The organism is Shewanella salipaludis, from assembly GCF_012911865.1.
GTDB classification, from domain to species: Bacteria; Pseudomonadota; Gammaproteobacteria; order Enterobacterales; family Shewanellaceae; genus Shewanella; species Shewanella salipaludis.
The window spans coordinates 202,556-228,467 of the sequence record NZ_JAAXYH010000005.1; the positions used below are offsets into that span (position 1 = coordinate 202,556).

At 55.0% G+C, this 25,912-nt stretch carries 28 protein-coding genes; 17 read left to right on the forward strand and 11 right to left on the reverse strand.

Annotated features, from left to right (window positions below; all coding sequences use genetic code 11):
• Positions 1–6 precede the first annotated feature (6 nt).
• Positions 7–519: a hypothetical protein gene (locus HC757_RS09595; RefSeq protein ID WP_169564126.1), complete on the forward strand. Its 513-nt coding sequence runs from the start codon at positions 7–9 to the stop codon at positions 517–519.
• A 13-nt stretch (positions 520–532) separates the two neighbouring features.
• A complete protein-coding gene (locus tag HC757_RS09600; protein WP_169564127.1) occupies positions 533–1,135 on the forward strand; it encodes a hypothetical protein in 603 nt (200 codons plus the stop codon).
• On the opposite strand, the gene HC757_RS09605 is transcribed toward HC757_RS09600, so the two are convergent.
• Positions 1,132–1,767: an aspartyl/asparaginyl beta-hydroxylase domain-containing protein gene (locus HC757_RS09605; protein ID WP_169564128.1), complete on the reverse strand. Its 636-nt coding sequence runs from the start codon at positions 1,765–1,767 to the stop codon at positions 1,132–1,134. The two genes, HC757_RS09600 and HC757_RS09605, sit on opposite strands and share 4 nt — an antisense overlap.
• Positions 1,768–2,204: 437 nt before the next feature.
• On the opposite strand from HC757_RS09605, the gene fkpA reads away from it, so the two are divergent.
• A complete protein-coding gene (gene fkpA / locus HC757_RS09610; RefSeq protein ID WP_169564129.1) occupies positions 2,205–2,969 on the forward strand; it encodes an FKBP-type peptidyl-prolyl cis-trans isomerase in 765 nt (254 codons plus the stop codon).
• Positions 2,970–3,033: 64 nt separating this feature from the next.
• Here the strand turns inward: fkpA and HC757_RS09615 are convergent, their stop codons facing one another.
• A complete protein-coding gene (locus HC757_RS09615) occupies positions 3,034–3,999 on the reverse strand; it encodes a zinc transporter ZntB (protein ID WP_169564130.1) in 966 nt (321 codons plus the stop codon).
• Positions 4,000–4,178: 179 nt separating this feature from the next.
• On the opposite strand from HC757_RS09615, the gene HC757_RS09620 reads away from it, so the two are divergent.
• Together HC757_RS09620 and HC757_RS09625 are read left to right on the forward strand one after the other, a co-directional pair.
• Positions 4,179–4,556, forward strand: coding sequence for a YacL family protein (locus HC757_RS09620; protein WP_169564131.1), 378 nt, complete (start codon positions 4,179–4,181; stop codon positions 4,554–4,556).
• Between the two features lie 417 nt (positions 4,557–4,973).
• Positions 4,974–5,729 (forward strand): putative porin, encoded by a 756-nt coding sequence (locus HC757_RS09625; RefSeq protein WP_169564132.1) that lies wholly within the window; start codon positions 4,974–4,976, stop codon positions 5,727–5,729.
• 159 nt (positions 5,730–5,888) lie between these two features.
• Here the strand turns inward: HC757_RS09625 and HC757_RS09630 are convergent, their stop codons facing one another.
• Entirely contained in the window at positions 5,889–6,431 is a 543-nt protein-coding gene (locus HC757_RS09630; RefSeq protein WP_169564133.1) for a hydrolase, read from the reverse strand.
• Between the two features lie 339 nt (positions 6,432–6,770).
• On the opposite strand from HC757_RS09630, the gene HC757_RS09635 reads away from it, so the two are divergent.
• The 4 genes from HC757_RS09635 to HC757_RS09650 all read left to right on the forward strand — a co-directional run bounded on the left by HC757_RS09635 (position 6,771) and on the right by HC757_RS09650 (position 10,424).
• Positions 6,771–7,109, forward strand: coding sequence for a P-II family nitrogen regulator (locus tag HC757_RS09635; protein WP_169564134.1), 339 nt, complete (start codon positions 6,771–6,773; stop codon positions 7,107–7,109).
• A 9-nt stretch (positions 7,110–7,118) separates the two neighbouring features.
• A complete protein-coding gene (locus tag HC757_RS09640; protein WP_169564135.1) occupies positions 7,119–8,369 on the forward strand; it encodes an ammonium transporter in 1,251 nt (416 codons plus the stop codon).
• Positions 8,370–8,858: 489 nt separating this feature from the next.
• A complete protein-coding gene (locus HC757_RS09645) occupies positions 8,859–9,152 on the forward strand; it encodes a hypothetical protein (protein WP_244623391.1) in 294 nt (97 codons plus the stop codon).
• Positions 9,153–9,254: 102 nt separating this feature from the next.
• The gene (locus tag HC757_RS09650) at positions 9,255–10,424 is read left to right on the forward strand and encodes a tetratricopeptide repeat protein (protein ID WP_169564167.1); all 1,170 of its coding nucleotides are present in this window, start codon (positions 9,255–9,257) and stop codon (positions 10,422–10,424) included.
• Between the two features lie 56 nt (positions 10,425–10,480).
• Here HC757_RS09650 and HC757_RS09655 read toward each other — a convergent pair whose 3' ends face one another.
• From HC757_RS09655 to HC757_RS09665, 3 genes are all read right to left on the reverse strand, one after another.
• Positions 10,481–11,782, reverse strand: a complete 1,302-nt coding sequence (locus tag HC757_RS09655; RefSeq protein ID WP_169564137.1) for a DUF4785 domain-containing protein — start codon at positions 11,780–11,782, stop codon at positions 10,481–10,483.
• Positions 11,783–11,791: 9 nt separating this feature from the next.
• Positions 11,792–12,649 carry a lipase family protein gene (locus HC757_RS09660; protein WP_169564138.1) on the reverse strand — a complete coding sequence of 286 codons (858 nt, stop codon included), beginning with the start codon at positions 12,647–12,649 and terminating at the stop codon, positions 11,792–11,794.
• Between the two features lie 312 nt (positions 12,650–12,961).
• Positions 12,962–13,789: a substrate-binding periplasmic protein gene (locus tag HC757_RS09665; protein WP_244623393.1), complete on the reverse strand. Its 828-nt coding sequence runs from the start codon at positions 13,787–13,789 to the stop codon at positions 12,962–12,964.
• Between the two features lie 303 nt (positions 13,790–14,092).
• On the opposite strand from HC757_RS09665, the gene aroG reads away from it, so the two are divergent.
• Positions 14,093–15,148 carry a 3-deoxy-7-phosphoheptulonate synthase AroG gene (gene aroG / locus HC757_RS09670; RefSeq protein WP_169564139.1) on the forward strand — a complete coding sequence of 352 codons (1,056 nt, stop codon included), beginning with the start codon at positions 14,093–14,095 and terminating at the stop codon, positions 15,146–15,148.
• A 79-nt stretch (positions 15,149–15,227) separates the two neighbouring features.
• Here the strand turns inward: aroG and HC757_RS09675 are convergent, their stop codons facing one another.
• On the reverse strand, positions 15,228–15,398 hold the full coding sequence (locus HC757_RS09675) for a hypothetical protein (RefSeq protein WP_169564140.1): 171 nt from the start codon (positions 15,396–15,398) through the stop codon (positions 15,228–15,230).
• 371 nt (positions 15,399–15,769) lie between these two features.
• On the opposite strand from HC757_RS09675, the gene HC757_RS09680 reads away from it, so the two are divergent.
• Together HC757_RS09680 and HC757_RS09685 are read left to right on the forward strand one after the other, a co-directional pair.
• Positions 15,770–17,560, forward strand: coding sequence for an ABCB family ABC transporter ATP-binding protein/permease (locus HC757_RS09680; protein ID WP_169564141.1), 1,791 nt, complete (start codon positions 15,770–15,772; stop codon positions 17,558–17,560).
• Positions 17,561–17,799: 239 nt separating this feature from the next.
• Entirely contained in the window at positions 17,800–18,054 is a 255-nt protein-coding gene (locus HC757_RS09685; protein WP_425313958.1) for a hypothetical protein, read from the forward strand.
• 114 nt (positions 18,055–18,168) lie between these two features.
• Here HC757_RS09685 and HC757_RS09690 read toward each other — a convergent pair whose 3' ends face one another.
• Together HC757_RS09690 and HC757_RS09695 are read right to left on the reverse strand one after the other, a co-directional pair.
• Positions 18,169–19,659 carry an FMN-binding glutamate synthase family protein gene (locus HC757_RS09690; protein ID WP_169564142.1) on the reverse strand — a complete coding sequence of 497 codons (1,491 nt, stop codon included), beginning with the start codon at positions 19,657–19,659 and terminating at the stop codon, positions 18,169–18,171.
• Between the two features lie 12 nt (positions 19,660–19,671).
• Entirely contained in the window at positions 19,672–20,271 is a 600-nt protein-coding gene (locus tag HC757_RS09695; protein ID WP_169564143.1) for a histidine phosphatase family protein, read from the reverse strand.
• A 139-nt stretch (positions 20,272–20,410) separates the two neighbouring features.
• On the opposite strand from HC757_RS09695, the gene HC757_RS09700 reads away from it, so the two are divergent.
• From HC757_RS09700 to HC757_RS09710, 3 genes are all read left to right on the forward strand, one after another.
• Positions 20,411–21,091 carry a DUF5610 domain-containing protein gene (locus HC757_RS09700; protein WP_244623394.1) on the forward strand — a complete coding sequence of 227 codons (681 nt, stop codon included), beginning with the start codon at positions 20,411–20,413 and terminating at the stop codon, positions 21,089–21,091.
• A gap of 113 nt (positions 21,092–21,204) precedes the next feature.
• Positions 21,205–21,954 carry a ferredoxin--NADP reductase gene (locus HC757_RS09705; protein WP_169564144.1) on the forward strand — a complete coding sequence of 250 codons (750 nt, stop codon included), beginning with the start codon at positions 21,205–21,207 and terminating at the stop codon, positions 21,952–21,954.
• Between the two features lie 55 nt (positions 21,955–22,009).
• Positions 22,010–22,612 carry a glutathione S-transferase gene (locus HC757_RS09710; RefSeq protein WP_169564145.1) on the forward strand — a complete coding sequence of 201 codons (603 nt, stop codon included), beginning with the start codon at positions 22,010–22,012 and terminating at the stop codon, positions 22,610–22,612.
• Here the strand turns inward: HC757_RS09710 and HC757_RS09715 are convergent.
• Entirely contained in the window at positions 22,588–23,007 is a 420-nt protein-coding gene (locus HC757_RS09715) for a hypothetical protein (RefSeq protein ID WP_169564146.1), read from the reverse strand. The genes HC757_RS09710 and HC757_RS09715 overlap by 25 nt on opposite strands.
• 220 nt (positions 23,008–23,227) lie before the next feature.
• Between HC757_RS09715 and HC757_RS09720 the strand changes: the two genes are divergently transcribed.
• Entirely contained in the window at positions 23,228–24,163 is a 936-nt protein-coding gene (locus HC757_RS09720; RefSeq protein WP_169564147.1) for a Dyp-type peroxidase, read from the forward strand.
• Between the two features lie 27 nt (positions 24,164–24,190).
• On the opposite strand, the gene HC757_RS09725 is transcribed toward HC757_RS09720, so the two are convergent.
• Positions 24,191–25,090, reverse strand: a complete 900-nt coding sequence (locus HC757_RS09725; protein ID WP_169564148.1) for a LysR family transcriptional regulator — start codon at positions 25,088–25,090, stop codon at positions 24,191–24,193.
• 124 nt (positions 25,091–25,214) lie between these two features.
• Between HC757_RS09725 and HC757_RS09730 the strand changes: the two genes are divergently transcribed.
• A complete protein-coding gene (locus tag HC757_RS09730) occupies positions 25,215–25,850 on the forward strand; it encodes an NAD(P)-dependent oxidoreductase (protein ID WP_169564149.1) in 636 nt (211 codons plus the stop codon).
• Positions 25,851–25,912 lie beyond the last annotated feature (62 nt).

Here is a 25,912-nt window from a genome sequence, read left to right on the forward strand (position 1 = left end):
ACAGTCATGAACCCAAAAATAGTGCAGGCTATTCTGGCTTTCTTCGATGACATTGGCTTGCCCTATAAACTGGGTGACATCCACGAGGCGAGCTTTTTGCCCGGGATCAGGATAGTGGAGGGTGGCCTGCTCATAGACATGGCAAAGCTGCTGTATCCGGGGGATCTCTTGCATGAGGCGGGTCATATTGCCGTTTCGCCGGAGACGGCCCGCGGCGGCCTCAGTGGCGATATGAAAGACGCGGGCCACAAGGGCGGAGAAGAGATGGCGGCCATCGCCTGGTCATGGGCGGCGGCGATGCACCTGGGTCTGGCCCCAGAGGTGTTGTTCCATCCCCATGGCTATCGCGGTGCCTCGGCCAATCTGATCGCGACATTTGCCGACAATCGCGGTTTCGGTTATCCGCTGCTCTACTCCTGGTTCATGTGCGAGCTGCCAGGGCATCCCCAGGGCTTTCCCAAGATGCAGCGTTGGTTTCGCGATGAAGCCTATCGCCGGGCGCAACTGGGCAAACTATGATGGGAAATCTCTGATGGGAAAGCGCATCGAAGAGGCGGGTTGCGCCGGCGACTTCACCGCCGTCCTGACGGAGCTGAAGGCAAACCTGGCGCAAGCCAAGATCCTGGATTGCGATCTGAGCCATGAGAGGGTGCTTTGGGATGCGCAGGGGTGTCCGCGAAGGCGCACTCTGGGTGAGGAAAGCCATTTTCTACGTCCGGGCATTTGTTCCGCCTCGAAACGGGCGCACCTTGGCTGCGCCCATACGACGGCACGGGACGGCGTCATAGCGCGGGTGCAGCAATTCGGCGCCGCTTTTCCCGCCGTCGCCGCCGAGATAGCCGACTTCATAGCGTGCTTGCGCGAGCTTGAAATGCAGGTGATACGGATAGATAGGGCCAAGAGCCGGGCCGAGCTCGAACTGGCCGGCTTGTTGCTGAACCCGGCGCCGCTGACAACCGGCCAGGACTCGCTGAATCGCCAGGCGCAAGCAGTTCAGGGGGGGCAGCAAGAGTTGCTGCAACAGAGGCACAAGATCGGTAAGATTAACGCCGAACACAGGCAAACGAACGGGCAAATCCGCCGGCTCGTTGCAACCTTGCTTGCCCGCTTAAGCCGGCATGAGGACAAGCCCTAAACGCCGGCCTGGGTGCTGATAGCCATTTGGCCTCGGCCATCCTGGATATGCTCCCTCAACCAGTCATTGACCCGGCAATCTATCACCAGGTTGACCCTGTCCTGTGGGCTCTTGTTGTTCACGCTATGCTCGGCATCGGCGTTGATGTACCAGAGCTCGCCCGCCAGCATGGGCACGCGCCGCCCGCCGACAACGAACTCTACCTTGGGATCTGTGGTGATTGGCAGATGTAACCTGGCTTCACCATATTCCAGGCTCAGGCCCCTGTCTCTGTGGGGCTTGATATGGGCAGCGGCCTGCAAACGCATCAGACGCACGGCACCGACGGGACATTGAAGTCGCTCTAGGATGCCGAGCATGGCCGGCGCCTGGGTCAATGCCGGCAGGTTACACCAGGCGTCGCCGGTTTCTATGGCAAAGCCTTGCAGTATGGGATGAGCCTGGGCGTGTTCGGCGAGGCAGCGCAGGGGCAACACCTCCCAACTGCCGCCATAGTTGGCCCGGTTGACGTGGGGGAGCCAGTTGTCGGTCTGGAGTCGCTCCAGCTCCAGCTGCAGTGCGCCTGGCTCGAAGCGCCAGGCTAACTTGGCAAACAAGAGATTGTCCTTTGTGTCTGAATGATTGCTTTCCATAGAGGCTCCATGTTTTCAGCTATGCTCTTGTGGATGTTGGTCGGGGATCCCGGTTGCTCCATCGACTGTTTGTCATCAAGAGTATGTTAGCGTCGCTTGAATCAACGCACGATTTTTATTTTACAATGCATTGGCTTACTCTCTTGGCGCAACTTGCGCATTGACTCTGCCGGCGCCCTAATCCGTTACATCTGTTTCTAATCGCGTCCTGGTGAAAATCGACAGTGACAGGATAGAGGCGAGCAAATAATAGGCAAACATTTTTTACCCATGAACTTGCGGCGAAAATGCCTGTCTGTAATAAGTTGTGAGTGATGGGGTTAGCCGACATAGGCATGAAGAATGTCATTGGTATTACGGATTTAACTAGTATAAAGTGATTGCACTTATAACAACTTAGGTTATTGTGACCGCTTGAAGATGCTGAGGAAGCTTTAATGAAATCGATTTATAAATTATCTCTAGTAGCATTGGCTATAGTTGGCCTATCTGCTTGTAATCAAGAACAAAAAACTACTGCAAGCCCTGCCAGTGTCGAATTGACTACCGATGCACAGAAAGAAGCCTATAGCGTTGGCGCATCGATAGGAACTTACATGTCGGGTCACATCAAGGAGCAGGAAGAACTGGGCATGCCAGTCGATCGCGACTTGATCATCACAGGCTTTACTCATGGCCTGAACGGTGAGATGAAACTGACCGAAGAAGAAATGCAAACTGTATTGCAGAGTCTGGACAAGAAGCTGAACGAGAAGCGCCAGGCGCAAGCCGCAGCGCTGGCCGCCAAGAATCTGGAGGAAAGCAAGACATTCCTCGAAGAGAACAAGGCTAAAGAGGGCGTAGTGACGACCGAGTCCGGCCTGCAATATGAAGTGCTGACTGCCGGCACCGGCGAGAAGCCAGCGGCAGAAGACACGGTCGAAGTGCATTATCGTGGCACCTTGCTCGATGGCACAGAATTCGACAGCTCATATAAGCGTGGCGAAACCGCTAAGTTCCCGCTGAACCGGGTTATCCCGGGTTGGACCGAGGGTGTGCAGCTGATGCCTGTCGGTGCCAAGTACAAGTTCGTGATCCCGGCCGAGCTGGCCTATGGTGATCGCGACACAGGTACCATCCCGGCCAACTCTACCCTGATCTTCGAGGTGGAGCTGGTATCGGTCGAGAAGGCAAAAGCGCCTGAGGCTGTTGAGACTAAGTAAGCCCAAGTTTAAGTCGAACCGAAAAAGGACGCTCTCGCGTCCTTTTTTATTGGCTCCTCATTTTTTACAACCACTTATGCCGGTAGAAGAGCCACATCAGCAGGCCCACCAGGACCAACAGCATGCTGCAGAATATCGCGAAGGCCCAGGGCTGTTCGGCCCCCGGAATGCCTCCTATGTTGACCCCGAGCAGGCCGGTTAAAAAACCCAGCGGCAGGAAGATCGCCGAGATCAGCGCAAGCACGTACAGGCGTTTATTGACTTGTTCCGACTGCTGACTGAGCAATTCCTCCTGAGTGACATTAGCCCTGTCGCGAATGGCATCGAGATCTTCTATGGTGCGGATCAGTTTGTCGTTGACCTCCCTGAACTTGAGTCTGTCGTTGTCATTGAACAGGACTGTGACTTCGCTGAGCATGCGCGAATAGGCCTCGCGCTGGGGGGCCAGATAACGGCGCACCGCGACGGTTTGACGGCGCAACTCGGCGATGTCGGTTCTCAGTCCCTGGACATCGTTGGTGACCACCTTTTCCTCCAGCTCGGCGAGCCGATCTTCGAGCTTGTCGATAAATTCCACCTTGCGATCGGTAAGGCGTTCGCAGACGGCAAGGATAAACTCACCGCTGCTCCTGGGGCCTTGTCCCGACATTATCAGCTCGGCAACGTCTTTAACCGACTGCAATTCCCTGCCGCAGGTGCTGATTATTCTGCTGCTGTCGGCATAGATACGCACCGCCACCATGTCCTGCGGATCTGCGCCCGGATTGAGATTGACGCCGCGCAGGGACAATAATAATCCCTGCTTGCTGCCGACGACTCTGGGGCGTGTGTCTTGGGCCAGCAGGGCGTCGCCATCGACCTTGGATAGCCCGGCATGGGTTATCCACGCCTTAGCCTTCTGATGCCGGTATTGTAAATGCAGCCACAACAGGCCATCGGCGGGATCCCAGAGTCTGGCTTCATCACTGTTAAGCCGAGCCCCGGCCCGTTCACCGGACAAGACTAAGGCATATACAAATTCTTCCTGCATGGAGTGATCCTTGGTCGAGCGCACGAATAAAATTCAAACTAACTGATTTTTGTGGGAAAAAGAAGCATTTCAAACCTGGGTTCTTCAAGTTTGACCATTTAGCCGCAGCATCCCGGGCAAGTTAGTCGGCAATGGGTTAAAATTGGCTTATCGGATGTGATCATGAGTATGAGTGAAAGATGGAATACGAGTTTCGACGTAATAGTTTGGATGGCACCGCCATCGCCAGGTTCAGCATGGATCATGAGGCCTTGGGTCAATGGTTCTCCGAAGAATTGGCCAATGACGGCCAACGTTATGAGCAAATTTGTGAAGCCATGGCGCAACTGCGCAGCGGCAAGCTGAATAACTGGCGCCTGGTGGGGGCCGACTTGACCCTGGAATTGGACAGGGAGCAGGCCAGGGTTTACGCCAATGTGCTGGGGTTCGATGAAGAGCATGATCTCGACGAATCCATGTCCATGTACGACGCCGAATCCGAATCCTACTGCGGCCTGGAAGACTTCGAACAGGCGCTGTTGAGCTGGCATAAGTTTCTCAATCGTCATGGCGAATGAGCCAAGACTTAGATGCCAGGCTGTATTTAATGATTTCCAGCCTGAGCTTGGCTCAGCTGGTATCTCGGTGCCGGCGATAAACGGCGAGCATGGCACTTGGAAAGCCAATTCCAGTATCGATTTCCCCCACCCTCGAGACTTAAGTTGCATAACTCAAATCCAAACCAAAACCAATATCAAAGTTTAATGGAATGTTGCCATGTATTTACCATCTTGTTTTATGTTGGCTAGGGGCGTGGTTTATTTCATTTTTATTTCCATTTAATGACATTTTGTATTATTGTACGCGCCGCTAGGAGAGCAATGGCATTGTTGTATTTTAAACCAAGATGCTTAGTTTTTTAATGGATTAAATTACCTCACTATTATCACGCCATTCAACTTTGCTCCCGGTATAACAATTAAGGGAATAAATTGATGAAACAAACTACCGCCGCACTGGCTATTTTACTGAGTCTTGCAAGCACAGCTGCCATGGCCGTCCAAGATAACAGCTATCAGCATGAAGCCGGTCTGAACTATAATGGCAACTCAGAAGAATTCGGTGACGGTACCTGGAATGCCAACTACCGCTATTATTTCAAATCCGTAGATCAAGCCAAGGGCCCATATGCCCTGAATGGTTTCCTGGCACAGGAAAGTAATCTGGGAGCCAGTTACAGCAACTATGACGCGTTGGATACAGATACCTTTGGCATAGATGGAACCTATGTTTTTGACTCTAATTGGTTTGTTTCTGCCAACTATTCAAGAGTTGACGTTGGCAGCCATGACGCTAATACCTACGGCGCCGAAGTAGGCTATTACTTCAACAATGCCTCGTCCGTGTCGGCATTCTTCAACGATGGCGATAACAACATCGAAGAATCTTACGGTTTAAAACTGCGTAGCTTTATCGCGCTGAAATCTACCTCAGGTGTAGACTTATCTGCGAGTTGGACGCATGCCGATTCTGATGATGCCTTCAACGTGAAAGCCGATTGGTATATTAATAAGGCCTGGTCCGTTGGTCTTGGTTATAGCGATAATGGCGACGATGATAACTTCAGCGTTTCTACCGCTTACTGGTGGCGTTTATCCGACAGTTTCTCTGCCAATTTTGGCTTGGCTAAAGTGCTTGACTCAGATGTCGACGGTGTCGATATAGGTCTGGGATTAATCGGCCGTTTTTAAATGATAAGCGCTGAGTTAGCCGCTGGCTTAGGCCGCCGATAACATTTGCCGAATAAAGAATGGCGAAGCATCATGCTTCGTCATTTTTTATCTATATCCATATCCATATTCCGCAGCGGCTGTCGGAGCTGGTCCGATATTTCAGTCTCAAGCATGCCCTCATTTGATCAACTTAAGCAATTCCTTGAATCTGTCGCCTTGAGCCTCGGTCTGCAGTTCGAATAACAGGGATTCGACATTGGTCAGCAGCGCGCCTCTCTGGGTCATCATCTGGATCCCCAATTGCTTATATTCCAACTCCCTGGATGAAACTGCATCGGCGAGCAGATGCACGCCATAGCCATGATCGAGCAGATCGCGGCAGGTCTGATAGACGCAGACATGGGTCTCTATGCCCGCCAGTAACACTTGTTTACGTCCAAGCCCTGTCAGCGCCGCTCTCGCCTCATGGCATTGCCAACCACTGAAATGTTGCTTGTGCAAGGGAGTGCTACTCTGGCTGAGCAAGGTCTGCAACTCCGGGCTGGTTGGGCCGAGTTTAGCCGGCAGTTGTTCCAACCAAATCACTGGAATGTCAAACAGTTGGGCCCCAAGGATCAGGCAGCTCAGTTGCTGATGCAGTCGCTCCGTTTGGTCCATGCATTGGGCCAGTTTGCCCTGCACATCGACTATCATGAGTACAACTTCTTCGGGTTTTAACATACTTCCTCCTGAGGCATCGACAGACACCCGCCGCTTCGCCGCTTAAAAAGGCGCACTGGCATCATGACATGTGCAGCAGCCATTAGACCAGTCAGTGTCGGTCGTCTTGCCGCCATTTGTATTAAAGCCAAACCCACGAGATAGGCCAATTCATGTGAATGACTCGGCGCACCGTCAGGGGGCACGCAGTGCATAAATGCACCTTTTTAGTGCGTTGTTATGCGCCAGCAATGAGTGCTTCACGGCTAAAACCCATAAAAAACAGTCCGGTATATTTCTGGCTCGATGCTTGAATTGATTTGGCTACAAATAGATAACAAACAGATTTTGGAGGTCGGGATGAAACTCGTCAGCGCTATCATCAAGCCATTTAAATTGGATGATGTCCGTGAAGCTATCGCCGCAATAGGCATTGAGGGGATGACAGTGACCGAAGTGAAGGGGTTCGGTCGGCAGAAGGGGCACACAGAGTTGTATCGTGGTGCCGAGTATCAAGTCGACTTCCTGCCCAAGGTGAAGTTGGAGATAGCGACCAAGGCCGAAAATTTGGATCTGCTCATTGAGGCCATCACAGCCGCTGCCCATACGGGCAAGATAGGCGACGGTAAAATTTTTGTAACCGACCTGGAGCAAGCCATACGTATTCGTACCGGTGAACTCGACACAGAAGCATTATAAGGGGGATGCATGGAAGAATTAACTAAACTCGGGCTCACAGTCGCAGAATTGAGATTTGCACTGGATACCTTTTATTTCCTGATTTCGGGGGCGCTGGTGATGTGGATGGCGGCAGGGTTCGCCATGCTGGAAGCCGGCCTGGTGCGTTCGAAAAACACCACTGAAATATTGACCAAAAACGTCTGCCTGTACGCCATTGCCTGTATCACCTACCTGATCGTCGGTTATAACATCATGTATGTTGACAATGCCGAGGGAGGCTGGTTGCCTTCCCTGGGGGCCTTGATAGGTTCTCAGGCGGCCGATGCGAGTCATGCCCTGGAATCTGACTTCTTTTTCCAGGTGGTGTTTGTGGCGACGGCCATGTCCATCGTTTCTGGAGCTGTCGCCGAGCGGATGAAGCTGTGGGCATTTCTGGCCTTCTCGGTGGTAATGACGGCCTTCATCTATCCGGTTGAAGGCTATTGGACTTGGGGTGGGGGCTTCGTGTCGAAAGCCGGGTTTGTCGATTTCGCCGGCAGTGGCATAGTGCATATGGCCGGCGCCGCCGCCGCGATTGCCGGTGTCTTGTTGCTCGGTGCCCGTAAGGGAAAATATGGTCCGGATGGTCAGGTAAATCCCATCCCGGGTTCCAACCTGCCGATGGCGACCTTGGGCATGTTCATTCTGTGGATGGGCTGGTTTGGCTTCAACGGTGGTTCCCAGCTGATGGTGTCCGATGCCGCCAATGCCAGTTCGGTGGCGAAAATTTTCCTCAATACCAATTCGGCCGCCGCCTTCGGTGCCATTTCTGCCCTGGTCGTGTGTAAGATGATTTGGGGCAAGGCGGATCTGACCATGATACTCAATGGCGCCTTGGCAGGCCTGGTGGCGATAACCGCAGATCCCTTGTCACCTTCCCTGATGCTGGCCGGCATCATAGGTTTGGTGGCCGGGGGGCTGGTGATCTTCGCCATCATAGCCTTGGATCGCATCAAGATAGACGATCCCGTCGGTGCCATTTCGGTGCACGGCGTTGCCGGGTTCCTGGGACTGATGTTAGTGCCTCTATCCAACCCGGATGCCAGTGTGACAGGGCAGCTGTTCGGCGCCTTAGTCATCTTTGTCTGGGTATTTGCCGCCTCACTGGCGGTGTGGTTTGCGCTTAAGCTGACCATGGGGATCCGGGTCTCGGAAGAGGAAGAGTACAATGGCATGGATGCATCGGATTGCGGCATAGATGCTTATCCTGAATTTGTGACCGTCAAGAATGCCGGCTGATTGCTGATTGCTGGCTGTTGAGTGTTAGTGTCGTCATATTAGCCGGTCATGTTCGTCGAGTTAAAGTGGAGCCCCTGGGCTCCACTTTTTGTTGGCGGGGCAGAGGACTGAGGTTGTTGGCGGCGCAGAAGGCTGAGGGGAAAGGCGCCGGCGTCTTGGTTGCAAGTCGAGCGCTGACGCGCCAAGATAAGAAGAAACCCATGGATGAGCCATTCTGATAAGGATCATGATATAGGGTCTTTTTCGCTCGCCCCCCGGGAGCATTACAGATAGCGCGCGTCAAGCTCCTGGGGGGGCTGATGTAACCCCCAGAGGGCCATGTGTTCTATGCCAACTGTGTCGGCGGGTAACAGGTGTTGGATGACTTGCCCAAGAGCGACCCATGTTGTTCGGCAAGACCTGGTTTGGATTGGAATATTGAGGAGCAAGGCTATGTTCTGTGACAGGATTATGCCGGCAAGGCGGCCATATCTATTGGGAAGCTTGTTGATGATGGCACTGCCTGCCGTCGCCGGACAGGTGTTGGTGCATGATGGAACTCAAGCCTTGGATGTGTTCGCGGTGCGTGATGCCGTCATCCGGGAACAGGAGTGGCAAGAGGCCCTTAGATTTCAGCAACAGCTGCAAATATTACAGGCGTTACCGCTCGGCTGCGTGAGCTTCTCCCGCCCCTACACATATTATGATTGTGCCGGGCGTTTCTACCGCCCTTACCAGCAGCGTGGGCAAGAAAATCCGCAGCAGTTCTATATCCAGATAACCCCACCCGGGCCCGGCAGTTAAGCCGCAGGACCCAGGCGTTAATTTTTTGTAACTTTTTTAGCGGGCAGGCATTCTTTCATTCGCTTAAGCTCTGGCTATAGCCGTAATTTGCCGGAGAAAATGATGACACGTCTTGTGACTCGGCTGTTGTTGAGCTGGTGCCTGCTCGGCACCTTGGGCTGTGCGGGTAAGGCTCCCTCTCATTTGCAGCTGGATACCCATATTCTGTTTAACGATGCGGCCTTTAAGCAAGAGGTTCGAGTCCCTTCGGTGGAAGATATTTTTGCTCTGCCGGCCGAGGCCAGGGCGGAAGTCAAACGCGGATTCGATAGCCAAAAATTGATGCATGGCAATGGCTTGATGGCCAATGAATGGTTGGCTCAATACCTCAACGCCAGTAATGGCGGCTTCAATTATCGGGATAACTTCACCCGAGTTGCCTCTGAAACCTTCAACAGCCGCGAAGGCAACTGCATGTCGCTTGTGGTGTTGACGACGGCCCTGGCCGACATCCTCAAGCTGAATGTCGAATGGCAGGACATAGATGTGCAGCCCGTATGGGATAAGCAGGGCGACTTCTATCTTATCAATGGCCATGTGAATCTGAGGCTGCTCCCGCCAAGCAATCTGGACACGGTACATGTGATGACGCGTGCCATCTTGGTGGACTTCCTGCCCGCGCGGGCCGAGCGGGGCTATAACAAGAAAACCATCAGCAAAAAGACATTAATCGCAATGTTTTACAATAACTTGGCTGCAGAGTCCATGGTGCAGGGGGATTATGATACCGCCTATGCCTTGGTGAAGGCGGGCATATTGCAGCAACCCGACTTCATCCCTGCCTACAATACGCTGGCGGTGATCTATAGACGCAACCATGATGAGCGCAGGGCCGAGCAGGTGTACCGTTATGTGCTGGCGCTGGAACCTCACAACATGACCACCCTCTACAATCTGGCGATGATCCTGGGCTCCCAAGGCCGTTTGGAGGAGTGGGCCGAGGTGCATAAGGTGCTCGAGCTGGCACGGATAAATAATCCCTATTATTACTATGATATTGCCGAGCAAGCCTATGAGGCCCAAGAGTATCAGGAGGCGTTGGTCTGGTTTCGCCGTGCCGTCGAGAAGGCAGGTTATCGGCATGAGTTTTATTTTGGGTTGTCCAAGGCTTATTGGGCTACCGGAGACCAAGTGCGGGCCCGCAAGAACATGGAGAAGGCCCTGGCGCTGAGTTCAGATCCAGGCAATAAACACAGGTACCAGCTTAAGCTGGAGGCGATGAAATACCATTGAGAATAAGGCTCCCCCGGGAGCCTTATTGGTTCAAGCCGTTTTTCTGGCCGGGGGGCTTATTCGAGGATTAAGCCGTGATCCTGGTAACTGAGCCTGGCCATCTGTCCCTGATCCGTCAGGGTCAACTCTCTGAGTTCGAACGGTGCCCTCAGGCCGGATGCCGCGATAAGCGCAGGATCCAATTCGAGCCTCAGCCTGGGCGCGTCGGGCGTGACCCAGGCCGCGGCCTGGGACCTAAGAATCGCGACGCTCTTTCCCTGGCTGTTGGTGCCAGTCAAGACAGCGCTCAGGCCGAATCGCCCCTCGGTAACCAGCTCCAGGCCGAAGTCGACCCCGGTCGGCAACTCTCCCTGCCAGCGACTGTCGGCCTGGGGCAGGAGTTTGGCCGAATTGACATAGGCCTTGAACGCCGTCTTGACACTCCTGAGCAGGGGGCGGCCATCGACCTCGGTTTGGATATCGACCTGGATCTCACTCAAGTCGGCATTGTTCTTCGCCGCGGGCAGCGGTTCGGTCAACACCACCTGCCAGGCCTCTCCTTGCTGTTGTACCGCCAGTTCCAGGCTTTCGCCACCCGCCTGTATCAGCCTGGCCCTGGGGGCGAGTCCTTGCTGTCCCTGACTCAGGCTGATGTCCAGCCCTATCCGTCCGGCCTCGGCCTCTATGCTCATGGGCGCGCCGAGCTTGAGCTGGTAGGGTGAGTGCTTCTCTTTGACATTCACCAGATAGCGCGCCTGCGCCGCCAGTGGTTGGTTTACCCTGAGTCTATATTTACCCGGTTTGGCGTCGGCCCTGAGGGTGAGCGCACTCGAATCATCGCTCAGTCCGGCGCTTGCCAGGGCCTGCGCATCGGCCATGGATTTCACCCAGGAACGGGCTTCATGCTTGCCTGTGTTCGCTGACGCTAAACTCAGGGAAATCGTCTCGGGTGCTATGGCGTCTGCCTTGATGAGCCCCCCCGAGCTTGTGTCTCCCCGTGGGGCTATGCGGATCACGCTCGAAGCCTGGCTGATGGGCAGGTCTATCCCACCGCTCAATTCGGCGCCACTGACATTCAACCAATACTCATCGCTGAGACGGGTTTGCCGGGTCTGTGGTGGGCTTGCGGTGAACTCACCGCTCAACGGCGTGATGAAGCTGATGTAGTCTGGACTGGTATTGAGTGGCGGCAGTGTCGGCGCCTCTACCTCGGCATGATAGATATCCGTTGTTTGTGGCGCGGCCAGGGGCACGGCTTTTACGTTTTGGGGGCTGGCGGGAGCTGCGGATGTCTGTACCTTTTGTGCCGATTCATCCTGACAGGCAGTGAGTAAGGTGGCCAGGCAGAGTATGCCAACCACTGAAGTAAGTTGTTGCATCGGATGCTCCTAGATGTGGTTGCGGATCAGGCTGTCGAGATTGAAACAGGCCCGGCGACTCTGTTGATGGCTGAGGGGCTCCTGGCCCTGGGTCAGTTGCTTGTCGGTAAACCAGACAGTGCCGGCGGCACCCTGGGAGCTGCATTCGAGGAAGCCATCTGAGCAGTCATCCAGCCAGTTTTGGGTGGTTTCCAGCGCGACCTGATATTGGTAACCGGCGCAGTAGCTGTCACTGTCCCATACTGCCGAGTCCACATCCGAACCTACTACGACTTCGAACGGTTTGGACAAGGCCGGCCGGTTCGCTGTGCCATTGAGCCAGGTGCCGTTGTAATAGCTCATGGAGCTGACTTGTTGCTGCTTGACCGCGTTGCTGTTGTACCCCAGCAACCAACCCAGGCTGGTTTCGAAGCTATTGCCCTGATTGACGGCATCCGCCAGCGGGGTGCCGGCACTCGAAGGCGCCAGGGCTATCACCCTGGAGGTCGCGGCTATGACCTTGGGATAGCGGCTGTCCCAGGTTGGGTTAGACAGTACCCAGCGGACTATGTTGCCGCCATTGGAGTGGGTCAGCATGATCAGCGAGTCTATGCCCTTGGCATCGATGAAAGTGGTTAGCTGGTTCACCAGGCAGCCTGCGGCGGCTTCTTCCCACATATATTGGTCGAAGTCACAGTTGATGACACTGTAGTTGGCAGGGGAACTTATGCCCTGGCGGACAGAGTCGACAAATTCACTTGTCCAATAGTCGTCGAGGGCATTGGTTTGTTTGCCGGTGCCATGGATAAAGGCGATACCCGTGGCGCCCTGGCTCAGGGGGCTGACAGCGAACAGACCCAGCAGCAATAGCTTGTTGTAGATCGTCATTGTGTTATCTCATGTAATAGTTATCGTTATATTTGATGGCCCGCAGGCATCAGGTCTTGTTGTTATGCAGGTCAGACATCTGACCTGTGTTGTTAACCTAACGCTAACATTTTCGTCTCGCAACATGAAAAGTACTGACTAATTAATGGTTTAGGTCGTCATTGTTTAAAACGGCGTTGGAGTGTGTTTAATTTGCTGATTAACAGGGAGTTATTGACGGGCTGTGGCTGGTTGCCTGTTTGAAATCCGAGCGGGATTTTTTAAATTCCTTGCCTGAGCCAGATGGGTTTAATCTGTATTCTATTCTGTATATTATTGGTTTTTAAGGATTTCATCATAAGCGCCGCTCGCCTTCAACAGGCTTATGCCTTCATCCAGGACGGTGGCGATAGCCTGGCTGCGGCAGGCTATCGGTCTGGGGGCCGGGGCGAATAATGAGGTTTCTGTTACCGGCTGAGCCGTATCCAGCTTGCCGGCCAGGAGATGGCGATAATGGGCGAAGATCCGCCGTTCCAGCACTATGGCTTTGGCATGATGCTTAAACAGCATGCTGAGCTGGTGTTGTTGGTTGTTGACTTCCAGATATTCCGGGTTTTTGGCGGCCATACGGGCGAAGTCTTCCCCCAAGTATTGGCTGGCATTCTGAAAGCCAACCAGGGGAATGAACTGCAAGTCTTCTACCTTGTGTATGGCTAAGTGATCTGCGCTCAGACTGAACAGGCTATTCTGGTATTCGATGAGGCTTTGGGTGTAGTGGAGCCGCTCCAAGCCGTCGGGAGCATTGATCAGGCAATCGGCCTTCTGGGTTTCAACCAGTCTCAGGGCGCGGCGATTCGGTGCCAAGACCAGGCTTTCTATATGACGTTGTTTGAGTTTAAGTGCCGCGGCCAAGAGGTCGTACTGGATGCCGCCGGGTTTGTCGGCAAAGAAATAGGGCTCTATGGTATTGCTGGTCGCAAAGCGGAGCCCCTGGTCCGGGGGAACGGCCCAAGCCAGCTGAGTCACTAAGATTAAGGTCACCAAGATTAAGGTCATCAAGCGCATGAAGCCGAGTCTTGGGTGGCTATGCCGCTTGCATCCAAACATGAGTCGGGTAATTTTCTCTATCCTGTGTTGAGTTTTGCTTTCCTGACGAGCCATCCACTGAAAACCTGTGAGCTATGTCCCAATGGCGCCTAATGTGCCAACCCGAGTGATTATGAGTTTAATTCATCTAGCTGTCGAATATTTGTTTTTTGGTGAGTTTTGTGAACGGCAACTCCGAAGTTGTTCCGATGGATAATCTGTTATTTTATTTTTAATAGTTGTTTAAAAACAAATGCATGAGTTTGAAATCTTAAATAATCTACAACTTGATTGCATTGTCACCCGATACTGGCTAAATTGAGGGAAGTATTGCTGAAGAGAGATGGTCCTTAAGCGCTAACCTGAGTGGTGGAATGTATGTATTACCAAAATGATGACGTTCGGATTAATGAAGTAAAAGAGTTATTGCCTCCCATTGCGATCCTGGAGCGATTTCCGGCATCAGAACACGCCTCCGCCACAGTGTTTAACGCCCGTAACAGCATACATAATATCCTGACCAAGAGTGACGATCGTCTGTTGGTCGTGATTGGCCCCTGTTCCATCCACGATCCCGTCGCGGCATTGGAATATGGCCGGCGCTTGGTGCTCCTGAGGGAGTGTTACCGCGATCAGCTGGAAATCGTCATGCGGGTCTACTTTGAGAAACCCCGCACCACTGTGGGGTGGAAGGGATTGATCAACGATCCCTACATGGACAACAGTTTCAAGCTTAACGATGGTTTGAGAACCGCCCGCAAATTGCTGCTCGAACTGAACGAGATAGGCATGCCGACGGCGGGGGAGTTTCTCGACATGATTACGCCGCAATACATGGCGGATCTCATGTGTTGGGGCGCCATAGGGGCCCGCACTACAGAGTCGCAGGTACATAGGGAATTGGCATCGGGTCTGTCCTGTCCTGTCGGCTTCAAGAATGGCACAGATGGCACCATCAAGGTGGCCATAGATGCCATAGGCGCCGCCAATGCGCCGCACCATTTCCTATCCGTCACCAAGATGGGCCACTCGGCGATAGTGTCGACCAAGGGTAATCCGGATTGCCATATCATATTGCGTGGTGGGCGCGAGCCTAACTATAGTGCGACGCACGTCGAGGCGATCAGCCAGCAGTTGCTGAAGGCCGGACTGAGCGATAATGTGATGATCGACTTCAGCCATGCCAACAGCAGTAAGGAATATCAGCGACAAATGCTGGTGGCTGCCGATGTGGGCGGCCAGATAGCCGGAGGAAATAAGGCCATCTTCGGTGTCATGGTGGAAAGCCATCTGCAGCCTGGTCGTCAGGACTTGGTCGAGGGCCAAGCGCTTAACTATGGCCAGAGTGTGACCGACGCCTGTATCGGCTGGAGCGACAGCGAGCAATTACTGGCCGGACTGAATCAGAGTGTCCTGGACAGGCGCCGTGCATAGAAACCCGGGCTGTGTTGCCAGGGATCTCAGCCGAGTCGACTCCAACTGCAAACTTATGGCGCCCAAGGGCGCCGTAATTTTAGCTGTTTTCGGCGAGATACTTGTTGGCTTCGGCCAAGCTGCCAAAGGCCGATATGAGGTTGTTACGGCCCTTGTCCTGAAGTTCCGGATTGCCCGATTCAATCATCATCCATACCCAAGTGCGAATTAGCGGTAATGGCGGGTACTGAACTTTTACAGAATCCAACATAAGGTTTCCTTTGAACTGAATGTCATAATGGTATTTTTAAGTATTCGCTTAGCGACCGAATCGACCTTGGCCTCTCTCGATAACGCTTAAGAAGGCTATATTGCACCCGGTAAGGGAACATCGCGCCCAAGAGAATACCAAATTCTGTTGCTCTGTCGAATAGCAATTGTGTCAAAATAGTTGAATTTTCGTAAATTGTCATTTTTTTGACGTTTATTGAAGCAGTTGCGAAATACTAGTGCAAAGCAGGTAACAGATCCATGCTTCACTTAGTCGTTATTTTGCCTCAGCTCAGGTTGCCGCTAGGGCTTGTCTCGCAACTTTATCCAGGCTAACAGCGGCCTTAATTACACTTTTCGAATTGGAAGCTTATGCGCTCATCTCAATATTTTGAAGGTCAGAAGGAGTCCCTCAATTGGCAGGTGCTGGGTTTGTTATGGCCTTATTTGCTGGAATACAAGGGGCGCATAGTACTGGCGCTCTTGTGTCTGGTGCTGGCAAAACTGGCCAGCGTCGGTCTGCCTTTCATCCTGAAACACTTGGTCGATACCCTGGACGGCGACGTCACGGCCCAGGCCCTGAGCGTGCCCATCGGCCTGGTGTTGGCCTATGGGGCAGTGAGATTGACGACGGCGATCACCGGGGAGATACGTGACACCCTGTTCGGCCGGGTGACCGAGAGGGCGATTCGGCGGCTCGGGTTGGCGGTATTCGAACACTTGCACCGACTGGATCTGGACTTTCATCTGGAACGGCAGACGGGTGGCCTGTCCAGGGACATAGAAAGGGGCACCAGCGGCGTCAGTTTCCTGATGCGTTTCATGGTGTTCAACATAGTCCCCACCTTGCTGGAAATCGCCTTGGTCATAGGGATATTTTTTGTCAATTATGGCATCGCCTTCGCGGCCATTACCCTGGTTTCGGTGCTTATCTATGTCGGCTATTCGGTGATCGCCACCGAGTGGCGCACCAGCTATGTCAGGGATGCGGCCAAGGCCGACTCCCTGTCAAATTCCCGCGCCATAGACAGTCTGCTGAACTATGAAACCGTAAAGTATTTCAACAACGAGGCCTATGAAGCCGCGCGCTACGATAAGGCGCTGGCGCAGTGGGAAGTCGCCAAGCGCAAGAACCGCCTGTCGCTGTTCGCCCTCAACGGCGGTCAGGCGCTGGTGATCGCTGCCGCCATGACGGCCATGATGGCATTGGCGGCCTACAGGGTCGCCGATGGGGTGATGACCCTGGGGGATTTCGTGTTGATCAACGCCTTCATGATGCAGCTCTTTATCCCGCTCAATTTTCTTGGCTTCGTCTATCGGGAGATCCGCGGCGCCTTGGCCAATATCGAACGTATGTTCGCCCTGTTGGCCAGGCACCCAGGCATAGTCGACAGTCCGACGGCCAAAGATCTGCAGTTGACCCGGGGGGCATTGGCATTCGAGGACGTGAGTTTCAGCTATGATGAGCGGCCGATACTGCAGCAGGTGAGTTTTCGCCTCGAACCCGGGCAAAAAGTGGCCGTGGTCGGTGACAGCGGTGCCGGCAAGTCGACGCTGATCAAGTTGCTGTTCAGGTTCTATGAGGTGCAACAGGGAGCGATCAAGATAGATGGCGAGGACATACGCGAACTGACCCAGGATGCATTGCGCCGCGCCATCGCCATAGTCCCCCAGGATACAGTGCTCTTCAACGACAGCCTGTATGAGAACATCCTCTATGGCCGACCGGATGCCGGCGAGGAGGAGGTGCGTCAGGCCATCGACTTGGCACATTTACAGGATTTTATCCAAGCCTTGCCCCAGGGCTGGGATACCCAGGTCGGCGAGCGGGGGCTCAAACTCTCGGGTGGCGAGAAGCAGCGAGTCGCGATCGCCAGGGCAATCCTCAAGGGGTCGCCGCTCTTGGTGTTCGACGAGGCCACCTCATCCCTCGACAGCCGCTCGGAACAGGCCATACTGACGGCCTTGAAAGCGGCCGCCCACGGACATACCAGCCTGATGATAGCCCATAGGCTGTCGACCATAGTCGATGCCGACAAGATCTTGGTCCTGAGCAAGGGGCGGATAGTCGAGCAGGGCACACACCAGAGCTTGCTGGCGGCCGATGGCCTGTATGCCAAGCTTTGGCATATCCAGAACCAGGGGGAAAGGGTCAATAGCTGAAGCCAATAGTTGAAGCCACTGGTTGAAGCAAGTATGGGCTATTGGCTTGGATAGCAGGGGCGATGCAACAATCCGGAACCAAGGGAAGAGACCAGCAGCTGAAGCCAAATTCAGTATTGGTTCAGCAGCCACAACGCATACTTGCTCATCCAGACTAACCTCAGCCCGTTGGACTCCCTTGCGAAATCTGTGAGCCAACCCGGGATCCAGGTTGCAACCCAGACCAAGAAGGAGAAGGCATGATGCATAATATTGCACTGTTGGTGAACATCGAGGGCAGGATCAATAGAGTCGAGACCGACTGGTTGGCCATTTCGGCTGTGTTAAGCAAAAGAGATCTGACCCGGGACGAGTTGCAGGCGCTCCACGAAGAACTCTGTGCCGGTTTGCGGGTAACGACCCGCGGACTGACCCTGGCGAAACAGGACTTCGGCATGGCCAATGCCAGAAGCATGCCGGGGCTGCATCGCGCCGGTGCCGGCCTGGGGCGTTAGCTGCCTGGGCCATGGGTGAACCTCATGGCCTGCTTATGCCCGGCTGGCACTGCTTAATGACCCAGTATGGCCGACATAAGATTTCAGACATGGCATTCCAGACATGGCACACCGCTACCTATCCATGTGGGCATAAAATTTATCCAGGGATACCGATAGGCCGCTGTCGGTGACTATCCGCACATGAGAGCGCTGCAGTTGTCTGGGATCGTTGACGCCGCAGGCGTGGGCAATCAGGCCGAGATCATGATGAAGGTAATGGTTATAACTGGCGACCCGCACCGACTTATCCCTGGGATCCAGCCCCTGCTGTAGCTTCACATTGTGGGTGGTGACGCCTGTCGGGCAGGTGTCCTTGTTGCATTGCATCGCCTGAATGCACCCCAGGGCAAACATGTTGCCGCGGGCGGAGGCGACAAAATCTGCCCCCACGGCCAATGCCCAGGCGACCTTGGACGGTACTATGAGTTTGCCCGAGGCGATAATCTTGACTCTCTGCCGCAGGCCCCGCTGGCTCAAGGTGTCGACCAGCAGTGGCAGGCTTTCCTTCAGGGGCAGACCGACATAATCCATCAAAGGTTGTGGCGCCGCGCCAGTGCCGCCATCGGCACTGTCGAGGGTGAAAAAATCCGGTGCCGCGGCTTCACCGCGTTTGGCTATTTCATCACACAAATCATTGAGCCAGCAGGTATCCCCGAGCACGGCCTTGATCCCCGTGGGCTTGCCCGTCACCTCGCGCACTTTGGCCACCATGTCGAGGATATCGGCAACTGTCTTGAATTCTATGTGGCCATTGGGGCTGATTGAGTCCTGCCCTATGGGAATGCCGCGAATACCGGCGATTTCCGCCGTGACCTTGACGCCGGGCAAGATCCCGCCCTTACCCGGCTTGGCACCCTGGCTCAGCTTAATTTCAAACATCTTGACCTGCTCATGGGCGGCGATGGCCCTGAGTTTGTCATCGTCCAGATGCCCCTGCTCATTTCTGACCCCATACTTGGCGGTGCCTATTTGAAAGACCAGATCGCAATTGCCCTTGAGATGGTGCTCGCTGAGCCCGCCTTCCCCGGTATTGAGCCAACATCCTGCCTTGGCCGCCCCATGGGACAGGGCGGTGATCGCCGGCCTGGAGAGGGCGCCGAAACTCATGGCCGAGATATGGCAAATGGCCGTGCTGGTGTAAGGCGTACGGCAGTCGGGTCCAAGGGTGACAGGGCTGGGGGGCACAGAGTCTGTATCCAGGGTGGGGAAGGCAGTGTTCATGAACATCAGAGTCCCGGGCGTTTCCAATGTTCGGGTCGAACCGAAGGCTATGGTGCGATCGACGTTCTTGGCGGCACGATAGACCCAGTTGCGTTCGGCGCGGTTGAATGGCAGCTCTTCCCTGTCCTGGGCGAAGAAGTATTGTCTGAAGAATTCGCCCTGTTTTTCGAAGAAATACCTGAAGCGGCCTATCACGGGATAATTGTGTCTCACCGCTTGCTTGGTCTGCAGCCTGTCGGCCAGATACATATAGGCCAGGACGAGCACGCCTAAGCCTATGGCGATGAGGAACAGGCCGGAAAAGAGATCCAGCCCCCACATGAACCAGTTTTTCGTTGGCATCTTCAGTCTCCGTTAGTTTGTGTCATTCGCCTGGGCACCATAATGGCCCGACATCAACGTCACCCTCTCATCCTCACCCAGGGTGAGGATAAACAGCTGGCCATAGTCTGTTTCGGCTATGGGGGCTATCTTGGGGCCGCCCAAGGCCTGGACTAGCAGTGGCAGGGTATTGGAATGACCGGCGATAAGGACATTGCCCTCTGCGGCCTTGGCCGCTTGCACCAGCTGGGCTATATGCTCGGCTATTGGGGCGTTGGCGGCGATGATCTCCACCCCCAATTGACGCTCGGCGGCAATGGGCGCCAGGGTTTCCCGGGTCCTGAGATACTGGGTGGCGATGAGCCGGCTCAAGGGGAATTGAGCCAGGGCCCCGGGCAATGCCTGAGCCCTGGCGTACCCTGCGGTCGAGAGTGGCGGATCCCGCCGCAGCGCCTCGATTTGCGCCTCGCTAAGCCGAGTGTCGGCTGAGTCAGGCTCACGCTTTTCGGCATGGCGCACCAGTATGATGAGTTTGTCTGCGGCATGGCAGGCCAAGCTCGGCAACAGGCCGCCGGCAAGCATGGCTATGAAGATGATTTTCCTGAAGATGCTCATGATAAAGGCGCGGTCCATTCAATCCATTTGGAGGATAAGATAATCCCTGATTGGCGGTTAATGATATCTTTATCTGATTTTCAACTAAAGATGCCGGTTTTTTGTCCGATAATTAAGGTTCATAAAAACCGCCAATCCAGCCGCAAAGGTGACAAAGATGGACATTAAACCGCTCAATCCGGGTAAGCCAAAGACTATGCCGAACACGGCTGTGGTCAGCGATGATAAAAAGCAGCCAGTGAAGGCGGATAACCATGGTCAAACTGTCTCGGCCGCCGCCAGGGATAAGACCCAGGACGTAGGCACTCATGGCCAGACAGTGTCGGCGATTGCCAACAAGAAGAGCGCCTATCAAGCGAGCCAGCAGCTGATGAATCAGACCATTCTTGCTGCCCAGGAAGAGGTCAGCCTGAGCTCGGGCGATAATTCCATGGCGCTTCTGTATCGCAGCGCCATCGAAGCCATCAACCAGGAACTTGCCGCCGGCCAGACAGGCACAGGCATGTCCACGAGCTACGAAGCGCCGGAGGACGACTCTCCCGAGGCGACGGCGGAGCGCATCGTCAGTTTTGCGACTCAGTTCTTCCCCTTGCACCAGCAGCAACACGGCGACATGAGCCAGGATGAGCAATTGGAGAGCTTCATGTCTGTCATAGGGGGCGCCATAGAGCAGGGCTTCGGTGATGCCAGGGATATTCTCGGTGGCCTGAAAGTGTTGCAGGGGGACATTGCCGACGGTGTGGACCAGACCTATGATCTGGTGCAGCAAGGCTTGCAGGCATTCAGGGAACGCCTCAGCCCGGGCGATGACGCCGCAGCCGCTACTCCTGAGGCTTAGCGGTCGCGACCCGCATCGAGGAGCTATATTCAAACCCCTGCTTATTAGGGGTTTTTGTTGTCGTCATAAAGCCTTATGCTAAGGAAATCGAATGAGTATTAGCCGGGGAATCTATGTGGACAACAGGTAAGATCATAGAGAGAGTCGACTGGAACGATAAATTGTTCTCGCTGCGGATCGCCGCCGAAGTGGCCCCCTTCATCGCCGGACAATTCATTAAACTCAGCGAAAGACAGGACGATAAGCGGATTGCCCGCGCCTATTCCCTGGTGAATCCACCGGGCACAGCCTATGTCGAAGTCCTGGCCGTGGCGGTCGAGGAAGGGGCCTTGTCTCCCAAGTTGCATACCCTGGTAGTGGGGGATGAGATCCAGGTCTCCACCCAGGCCGCGGGTTTCATGACCCTGGCCGAGATCCCAAGGGGCGAGGAACAAGGCAAGCATCTCTGGTTTTTGGCGACGGGCACAGCCGTCGGCCCCTTCATCTCCATGATGGACACGGACGAGCCCTGGCAGAGATTCGAGAAGGTGGTGCTGGTCTATGGGGTACGCCACAGCGACGATCTGGCCTATCTTGACAAGATCCGACAATTGCAACAACGTTATCCCGAGCAGTTCATTTATATTCCCTGCGTTACCCGTCAGCGGCTGGCCGGCGCCCTGGATTGCCGTATCACGGCCGGCCTGGAGGATGGCCGGATTGAAGCCGTCGCAGGTCTGACACTCTCGGCCACGGATTCACAGGTGATGATCTGTGGTAATCCTGAGATGGTCTCGGATGCGCAGCGTATCCTTAAGGATAGGGGCCTACAGAAAAACTTGCGCCGGGCACCCGGACAAATCACAGTCGAGAAATATTGGTAGCCTGCTCTGTGTCGAGCACCAACGGCGAGAGCCGGTTTCAGCCGAGGAACATCTGATGCAATTATTCTATTCCCTTGCTTCACCCTATGCCCGTTTCGTCAGGACGCTGATCCACGCCCTGGGGATTGAAAACATAGTGCCGGTACTTGTGAACCCCTTCGACAACAGTCCGGCGCTGCTGGCGGCCAATCCCCTGGCACAGATCCCCTGCCTGCTCCTGGATGACGGCACCAGCCTGTTCGACAGCGAAGTGATCGCCCGTTATCTGGACGCCGAATATGGACAACAGCGACTCTTTGGCCCGGCGACGGGCGACTGGGCGCAGCAATGCCAGTTTTCCCTGATCAAGGGAATACTCGACAGCGCCGTCGGCCTGCGACAGGAGCAGATGCGCGAGGAGGAAGGGGTCAGGTCCCCCTTCTGGACCGGCCGTTATGAACAGGCCATCATGCGCGGGGTGATGCAGTTGGAGCTGCTGGGCATAGAAGCCGAAACCAGGCTCAGTGCCCGTCAGTTGTTGCTGGTCTGCCTGTTCGAATACCTGGACTTTCGCCACCCTCAGTTGCCATGGCGCACTCAGGCGCCGTCGTTGGCGGCTTGGTTGGCGCGGGTGCAGACCCAGGCCATGTTCACTCAGACCCGTCCGGATGCGAGTTGAAGGTCGCTGCTGCGCCGGCCCCGCCGGTGGCGGCGTTCCTGCTCACCGAAGACGCCGAAGAGTTGCTGGCTGACGTTGGATGCCGTGCGGCGGTTTTTATCCCTGTTGCGCCTGTCATCATGATGGACATAATGACAGTGACAATCGCGGCGATCGCAGCCGTCGAGCGGTAAGTGGGGTGCCTCCCTGGCCAGGAATCTTTTGCCTTTGAGATCTTGGGTTGCCTGGCAACAGAGATCTTCGGACATCAGGCTGACACTGTGAAAGGGGCTTATTTTCAGCCTGGCCTCCGAGTCGCCTCTGGGGTGACGGGCGGCGCGATACCAGGGCAGCCTATGCCTGAACAGGAAGAGTACAACGAACAGCGTGGCTAAGATGAGCAATATTCCAGTCATGTCTGCCTCTGGCATGATGCGAGTGACGTTAAATACTGGTCTTATTTTAGTTGAGTCTGGATGAATTGCCCGCTCGGGGGGACGCTGGCCCGGGGATGACGCTTACCGTCTTCCTGCACAAAAAAACATCTTCTGGCTGCAGATACACAAGTAAATGTTATTTTGAGTTAAAGTTGCAGCCATTGAGGTCGAAAATGATGGATAGGAAGGTCAGTTAACTATGGGTACTCAGGATATGCCGCGTGAACAGTTGGGTGTGTGTGCCGAAGGGAATTTGCATAGCGTCTATTTGATGTTTAATGCCAACGAGGCTGTTGAAGCTCAATTGCGTCCCTGTGTTGCCAATGTGGCCCAATATATCTATGAACTGACAGATCAATATACTGACAGTGCCTTCAATGGCTTCCTGGCAATAGGCGCCAACTACTGGGATAGCCTCTATCCGGATGCCAGACCGGCGCTGCTCAAACCCTTTCCCGCCATGCAGGAAGGCAATCGCGATGCCCCGGCGATAGAGTATGATCTCTTCGTCCATCTGCGCTGCGACAGGTTCGACATACTGCATCTGGTGGCGAACGAGGTCAGTCAGATGTTCGAAGATCTGGTCGAGCTTATCGAAGAGGAGCGCGGCTTTCGCTTCATGGATAGCCGGGATCTGACCGGCTTCGTCGATGGCACTGAGAATCCCAGAGGACGTCACCGCCAGCAGGTGGCGCTGGTGGGCCAGGAGGACAGCGAGTTTCAGGGCGGCAGTTATGTGCATGTGCAGAAATTTGCCCACAATCTGGCCAAGTGGCATAGACTGCCGCTGAAACAGCAGGAAGATGTGTTTGGCCGCACCAAGCTGGACGATATCGAATATGCCTCGGCGGATAAGCCGCTCACCAGCCATACCAAGAGGGTGAATCTCAAGCATGCGGATGGCAGCGCCATGGAAATCCTGCGCCAGAGCATGCCCTATGGCACGGTAAAGGAGCAGGGGCTGATGTTTATCTCCGTCTGCCGCACCCCAGAGCATTTCGAGAAGATGCTCCACAGCATGGTATTCGGGGATGACGCGGGTCATCATGATCACCTGCTGCACTTCACCCGGGCCCTGACCGGCTCGTCCTTCTTCGTCCCTTCATTGGATTTCATGCTGCAGTCCGATGCTTAGCCGCTAACCTGCCGGCGGCTTTGCGCCTCAGGGCGCTCGCCATTTCCTTATGTCCTGTTGCCACTTCCCGGCGATAAAGTCGATGAAGGCCCGCACCAGGCTCTGTTGGTAACTGCGTGACAGATACACGGCCCACAGGCTCTTGCCCGGGGCGGTATATTCGGGCAGCACTTCCACCAGTCGGCCGTCGGCCAGATAGGGATTGGCGAGATCGGCCGGCAGACAGACGATGCCGCGTCCGCGCAGCGCGGCGCCGACCAGTACTCCCATGTCGTTGGCCTGCAGGTTGCCGCTGAGCCTGAGCTGTTTATGCTGCTGGCCCTTCAGCAGCAGCCAGCCAGGTTGGCTGCTGTGCAGCAGGCAATTGTGTGCCAGCAGATCCTCCGGGGTGGCTATGTCAGGCACCCTGGCTAGGTAGGCCGGCGCGGCGCAGAGCACATTGTCTATCGCCATCAGGCGCCTGGCAATCAGGCTGTCATCGGGTTGTTCGGTGAACCTCAGTGCCACGTCCACCCGCTCCCCCACCAGTTGTACGAAACTGTCCGACATCAGCAATTGTATCTTGACCTTGGAGTGCAATTGGATGAAAGCATCGACCACCTCATACAGGCTGTGCTGGCCCAGGCCTATGGGCGTCGCAATACGTATGGTACCCACAAGTTCGGTATTATGGCTGTGGGCACGACTCTCCATCGCCGCGACTTCGGCCAGGATACGTTGACAGTATTGCAGCGCTTCTTCTCCCTGCAATGTCAGGCTGACGCTGCGGGTGGTGCGGTGCAGCAAGCGCTGGCTGAGCCAATGCTCTATCTCTTTGACATGACGGGAGACCTGCAAGCGACTGAGTGCCAGGTTATCGGCCGCGCGGGTGAAGCTGCCGCAGTTGGCCACTTCGACGAAACTGCGGATCGCCGTTATCTTTTCCATTTTGCCCGGATGTGCCCTTATTGGTATCTCAAATTGAGACAATATTGCTCATATACCGATGTTTATCACGTGAATTGCCGCAAGTAAACTGGCTGCAATGTTAATCATCTGAGTGAGGCAAACAATGAAACTGGCAATTTTAGGGGCAACGGGCTGGATTGGCGGCAATATATTGCAGGAGGCCAAGCGCCGTGGCCATGAGGTGGTGGCGCTGGTACGGGATCCGGCCAAGCTGCAGCAGGACGGGGTCGAGGTGAGAAGCCTGGATCTGAATCGGCTGCCGCTGGCGCCGCAGGTGTTCGCCGGTGTCGATGCCGTCATAGCGGCTGTCGGTGGCCGGGCGCAGCAGGATCATGCCATAGTCGCCCAAACGGCGGCGCGGCTGCTTGAGGCGCTGCCCAATGCCGGAGTCCGGCGTCTGCTGTGGGTTGGCGGTGCCGGCAGCCTGGAAGTGGCACCCGGGGTGACGCTGGTATCGTCGCCCGACTTCCCCGAGGCCTACAGGGCGGAGGCATTGGCCCAGGGGGAGGCGCTTGAGGTCTTCAGGAAGAGTGACAGCGGGGTCGATTGGACCTTCGTCAGCCCGGCGGCCGAGATATATCCGGGTGAGCGTGAAGGCGACTATCGTATCGGTGGCGATAGCTTCTTCACCGATGCCAGCGGCAAGAGTCGCATTTCAGTCACAGACTATGCCAGAGCCATGCTGGATGAGGCCGAAGCGGCGCAATATCCGGGGCAGCGCATCAGCGTCGCCTATTAGCCTGGGGCCGGCGTGGCCTGTACAGAAAAAAACGGCTCACTGAAGTGAGCCGTTTTTCTATT

Coding starts and splice junctions, on each gene's coding strand:
- HC757_RS09595 (WP_169564126.1), top strand. CDS start 7: ATGAACCCAAAAATAGTGCAGGCTATTCTGGCTTTCTTCGATGACATT.
- HC757_RS09600 (WP_169564127.1), top strand. CDS start 533: ATGGGAAAGCGCATCGAAGAGGCGGGTTGCGCCGGCGACTTCACCGCC.
- HC757_RS09605 (WP_169564128.1), bottom strand. CDS start 1,767: ATGGAAAGCAATCATTCAGACACAAAGGACAATCTCTTGTTTGCCAAG.
- fkpA (WP_169564129.1), top strand. CDS start 2,205: ATGAAATCGATTTATAAATTATCTCTAGTAGCATTGGCTATAGTTGGC.
- HC757_RS09615 (WP_169564130.1), bottom strand. CDS start 3,999: ATGCAGGAAGAATTTGTATATGCCTTAGTCTTGTCCGGTGAACGGGCC.
- HC757_RS09620 (WP_169564131.1), top strand. CDS start 4,179: ATGGAATACGAGTTTCGACGTAATAGTTTGGATGGCACCGCCATCGCC.
- HC757_RS09625 (WP_169564132.1), top strand. CDS start 4,974: ATGAAACAAACTACCGCCGCACTGGCTATTTTACTGAGTCTTGCAAGC.
- HC757_RS09630 (WP_169564133.1), bottom strand. CDS start 6,431: ATGTTAAAACCCGAAGAAGTTGTACTCATGATAGTCGATGTGCAGGGC.
- HC757_RS09635 (WP_169564134.1), top strand. CDS start 6,771: ATGAAACTCGTCAGCGCTATCATCAAGCCATTTAAATTGGATGATGTC.
- HC757_RS09640 (WP_169564135.1), top strand. CDS start 7,119: ATGGAAGAATTAACTAAACTCGGGCTCACAGTCGCAGAATTGAGATTT.
- HC757_RS09645 (WP_244623391.1), top strand. CDS start 8,859: ATGATGGCACTGCCTGCCGTCGCCGGACAGGTGTTGGTGCATGATGGA.
- HC757_RS09650 (WP_169564167.1), top strand. CDS start 9,255: ATGACACGTCTTGTGACTCGGCTGTTGTTGAGCTGGTGCCTGCTCGGC.
- HC757_RS09655 (WP_169564137.1), bottom strand. CDS start 11,782: ATGCAACAACTTACTTCAGTGGTTGGCATACTCTGCCTGGCCACCTTA.
- HC757_RS09660 (WP_169564138.1), bottom strand. CDS start 12,649: ATGACGATCTACAACAAGCTATTGCTGCTGGGTCTGTTCGCTGTCAGC.
- HC757_RS09665 (WP_244623393.1), bottom strand. CDS start 13,789: ATGGCTCGTCAGGAAAGCAAAACTCAACACAGGATAGAGAAAATTACC.
- aroG (WP_169564139.1), top strand. CDS start 14,093: ATGTATTACCAAAATGATGACGTTCGGATTAATGAAGTAAAAGAGTTA.
- HC757_RS09675 (WP_169564140.1), bottom strand. CDS start 15,398: ATGTTGGATTCTGTAAAAGTTCAGTACCCGCCATTACCGCTAATTCGC.
- HC757_RS09680 (WP_169564141.1), top strand. CDS start 15,770: ATGCGCTCATCTCAATATTTTGAAGGTCAGAAGGAGTCCCTCAATTGG.
- HC757_RS09685 (WP_425313958.1), top strand. CDS start 17,800: ATGATGCATAATATTGCACTGTTGGTGAACATCGAGGGCAGGATCAAT.
- HC757_RS09690 (WP_169564142.1), bottom strand. CDS start 19,659: ATGCCAACGAAAAACTGGTTCATGTGGGGGCTGGATCTCTTTTCCGGC.
- HC757_RS09695 (WP_169564143.1), bottom strand. CDS start 20,271: ATGGACCGCGCCTTTATCATGAGCATCTTCAGGAAAATCATCTTCATA.
- HC757_RS09700 (WP_244623394.1), top strand. CDS start 20,411: ATGGACATTAAACCGCTCAATCCGGGTAAGCCAAAGACTATGCCGAAC.
- HC757_RS09705 (WP_169564144.1), top strand. CDS start 21,205: ATGTGGACAACAGGTAAGATCATAGAGAGAGTCGACTGGAACGATAAA.
- HC757_RS09710 (WP_169564145.1), top strand. CDS start 22,010: ATGCAATTATTCTATTCCCTTGCTTCACCCTATGCCCGTTTCGTCAGG.
- HC757_RS09715 (WP_169564146.1), bottom strand. CDS start 23,007: ATGACTGGAATATTGCTCATCTTAGCCACGCTGTTCGTTGTACTCTTC.
- HC757_RS09720 (WP_169564147.1), top strand. CDS start 23,228: ATGGGTACTCAGGATATGCCGCGTGAACAGTTGGGTGTGTGTGCCGAA.
- HC757_RS09725 (WP_169564148.1), bottom strand. CDS start 25,090: ATGGAAAAGATAACGGCGATCCGCAGTTTCGTCGAAGTGGCCAACTGC.
- HC757_RS09730 (WP_169564149.1), top strand. CDS start 25,215: ATGAAACTGGCAATTTTAGGGGCAACGGGCTGGATTGGCGGCAATATA.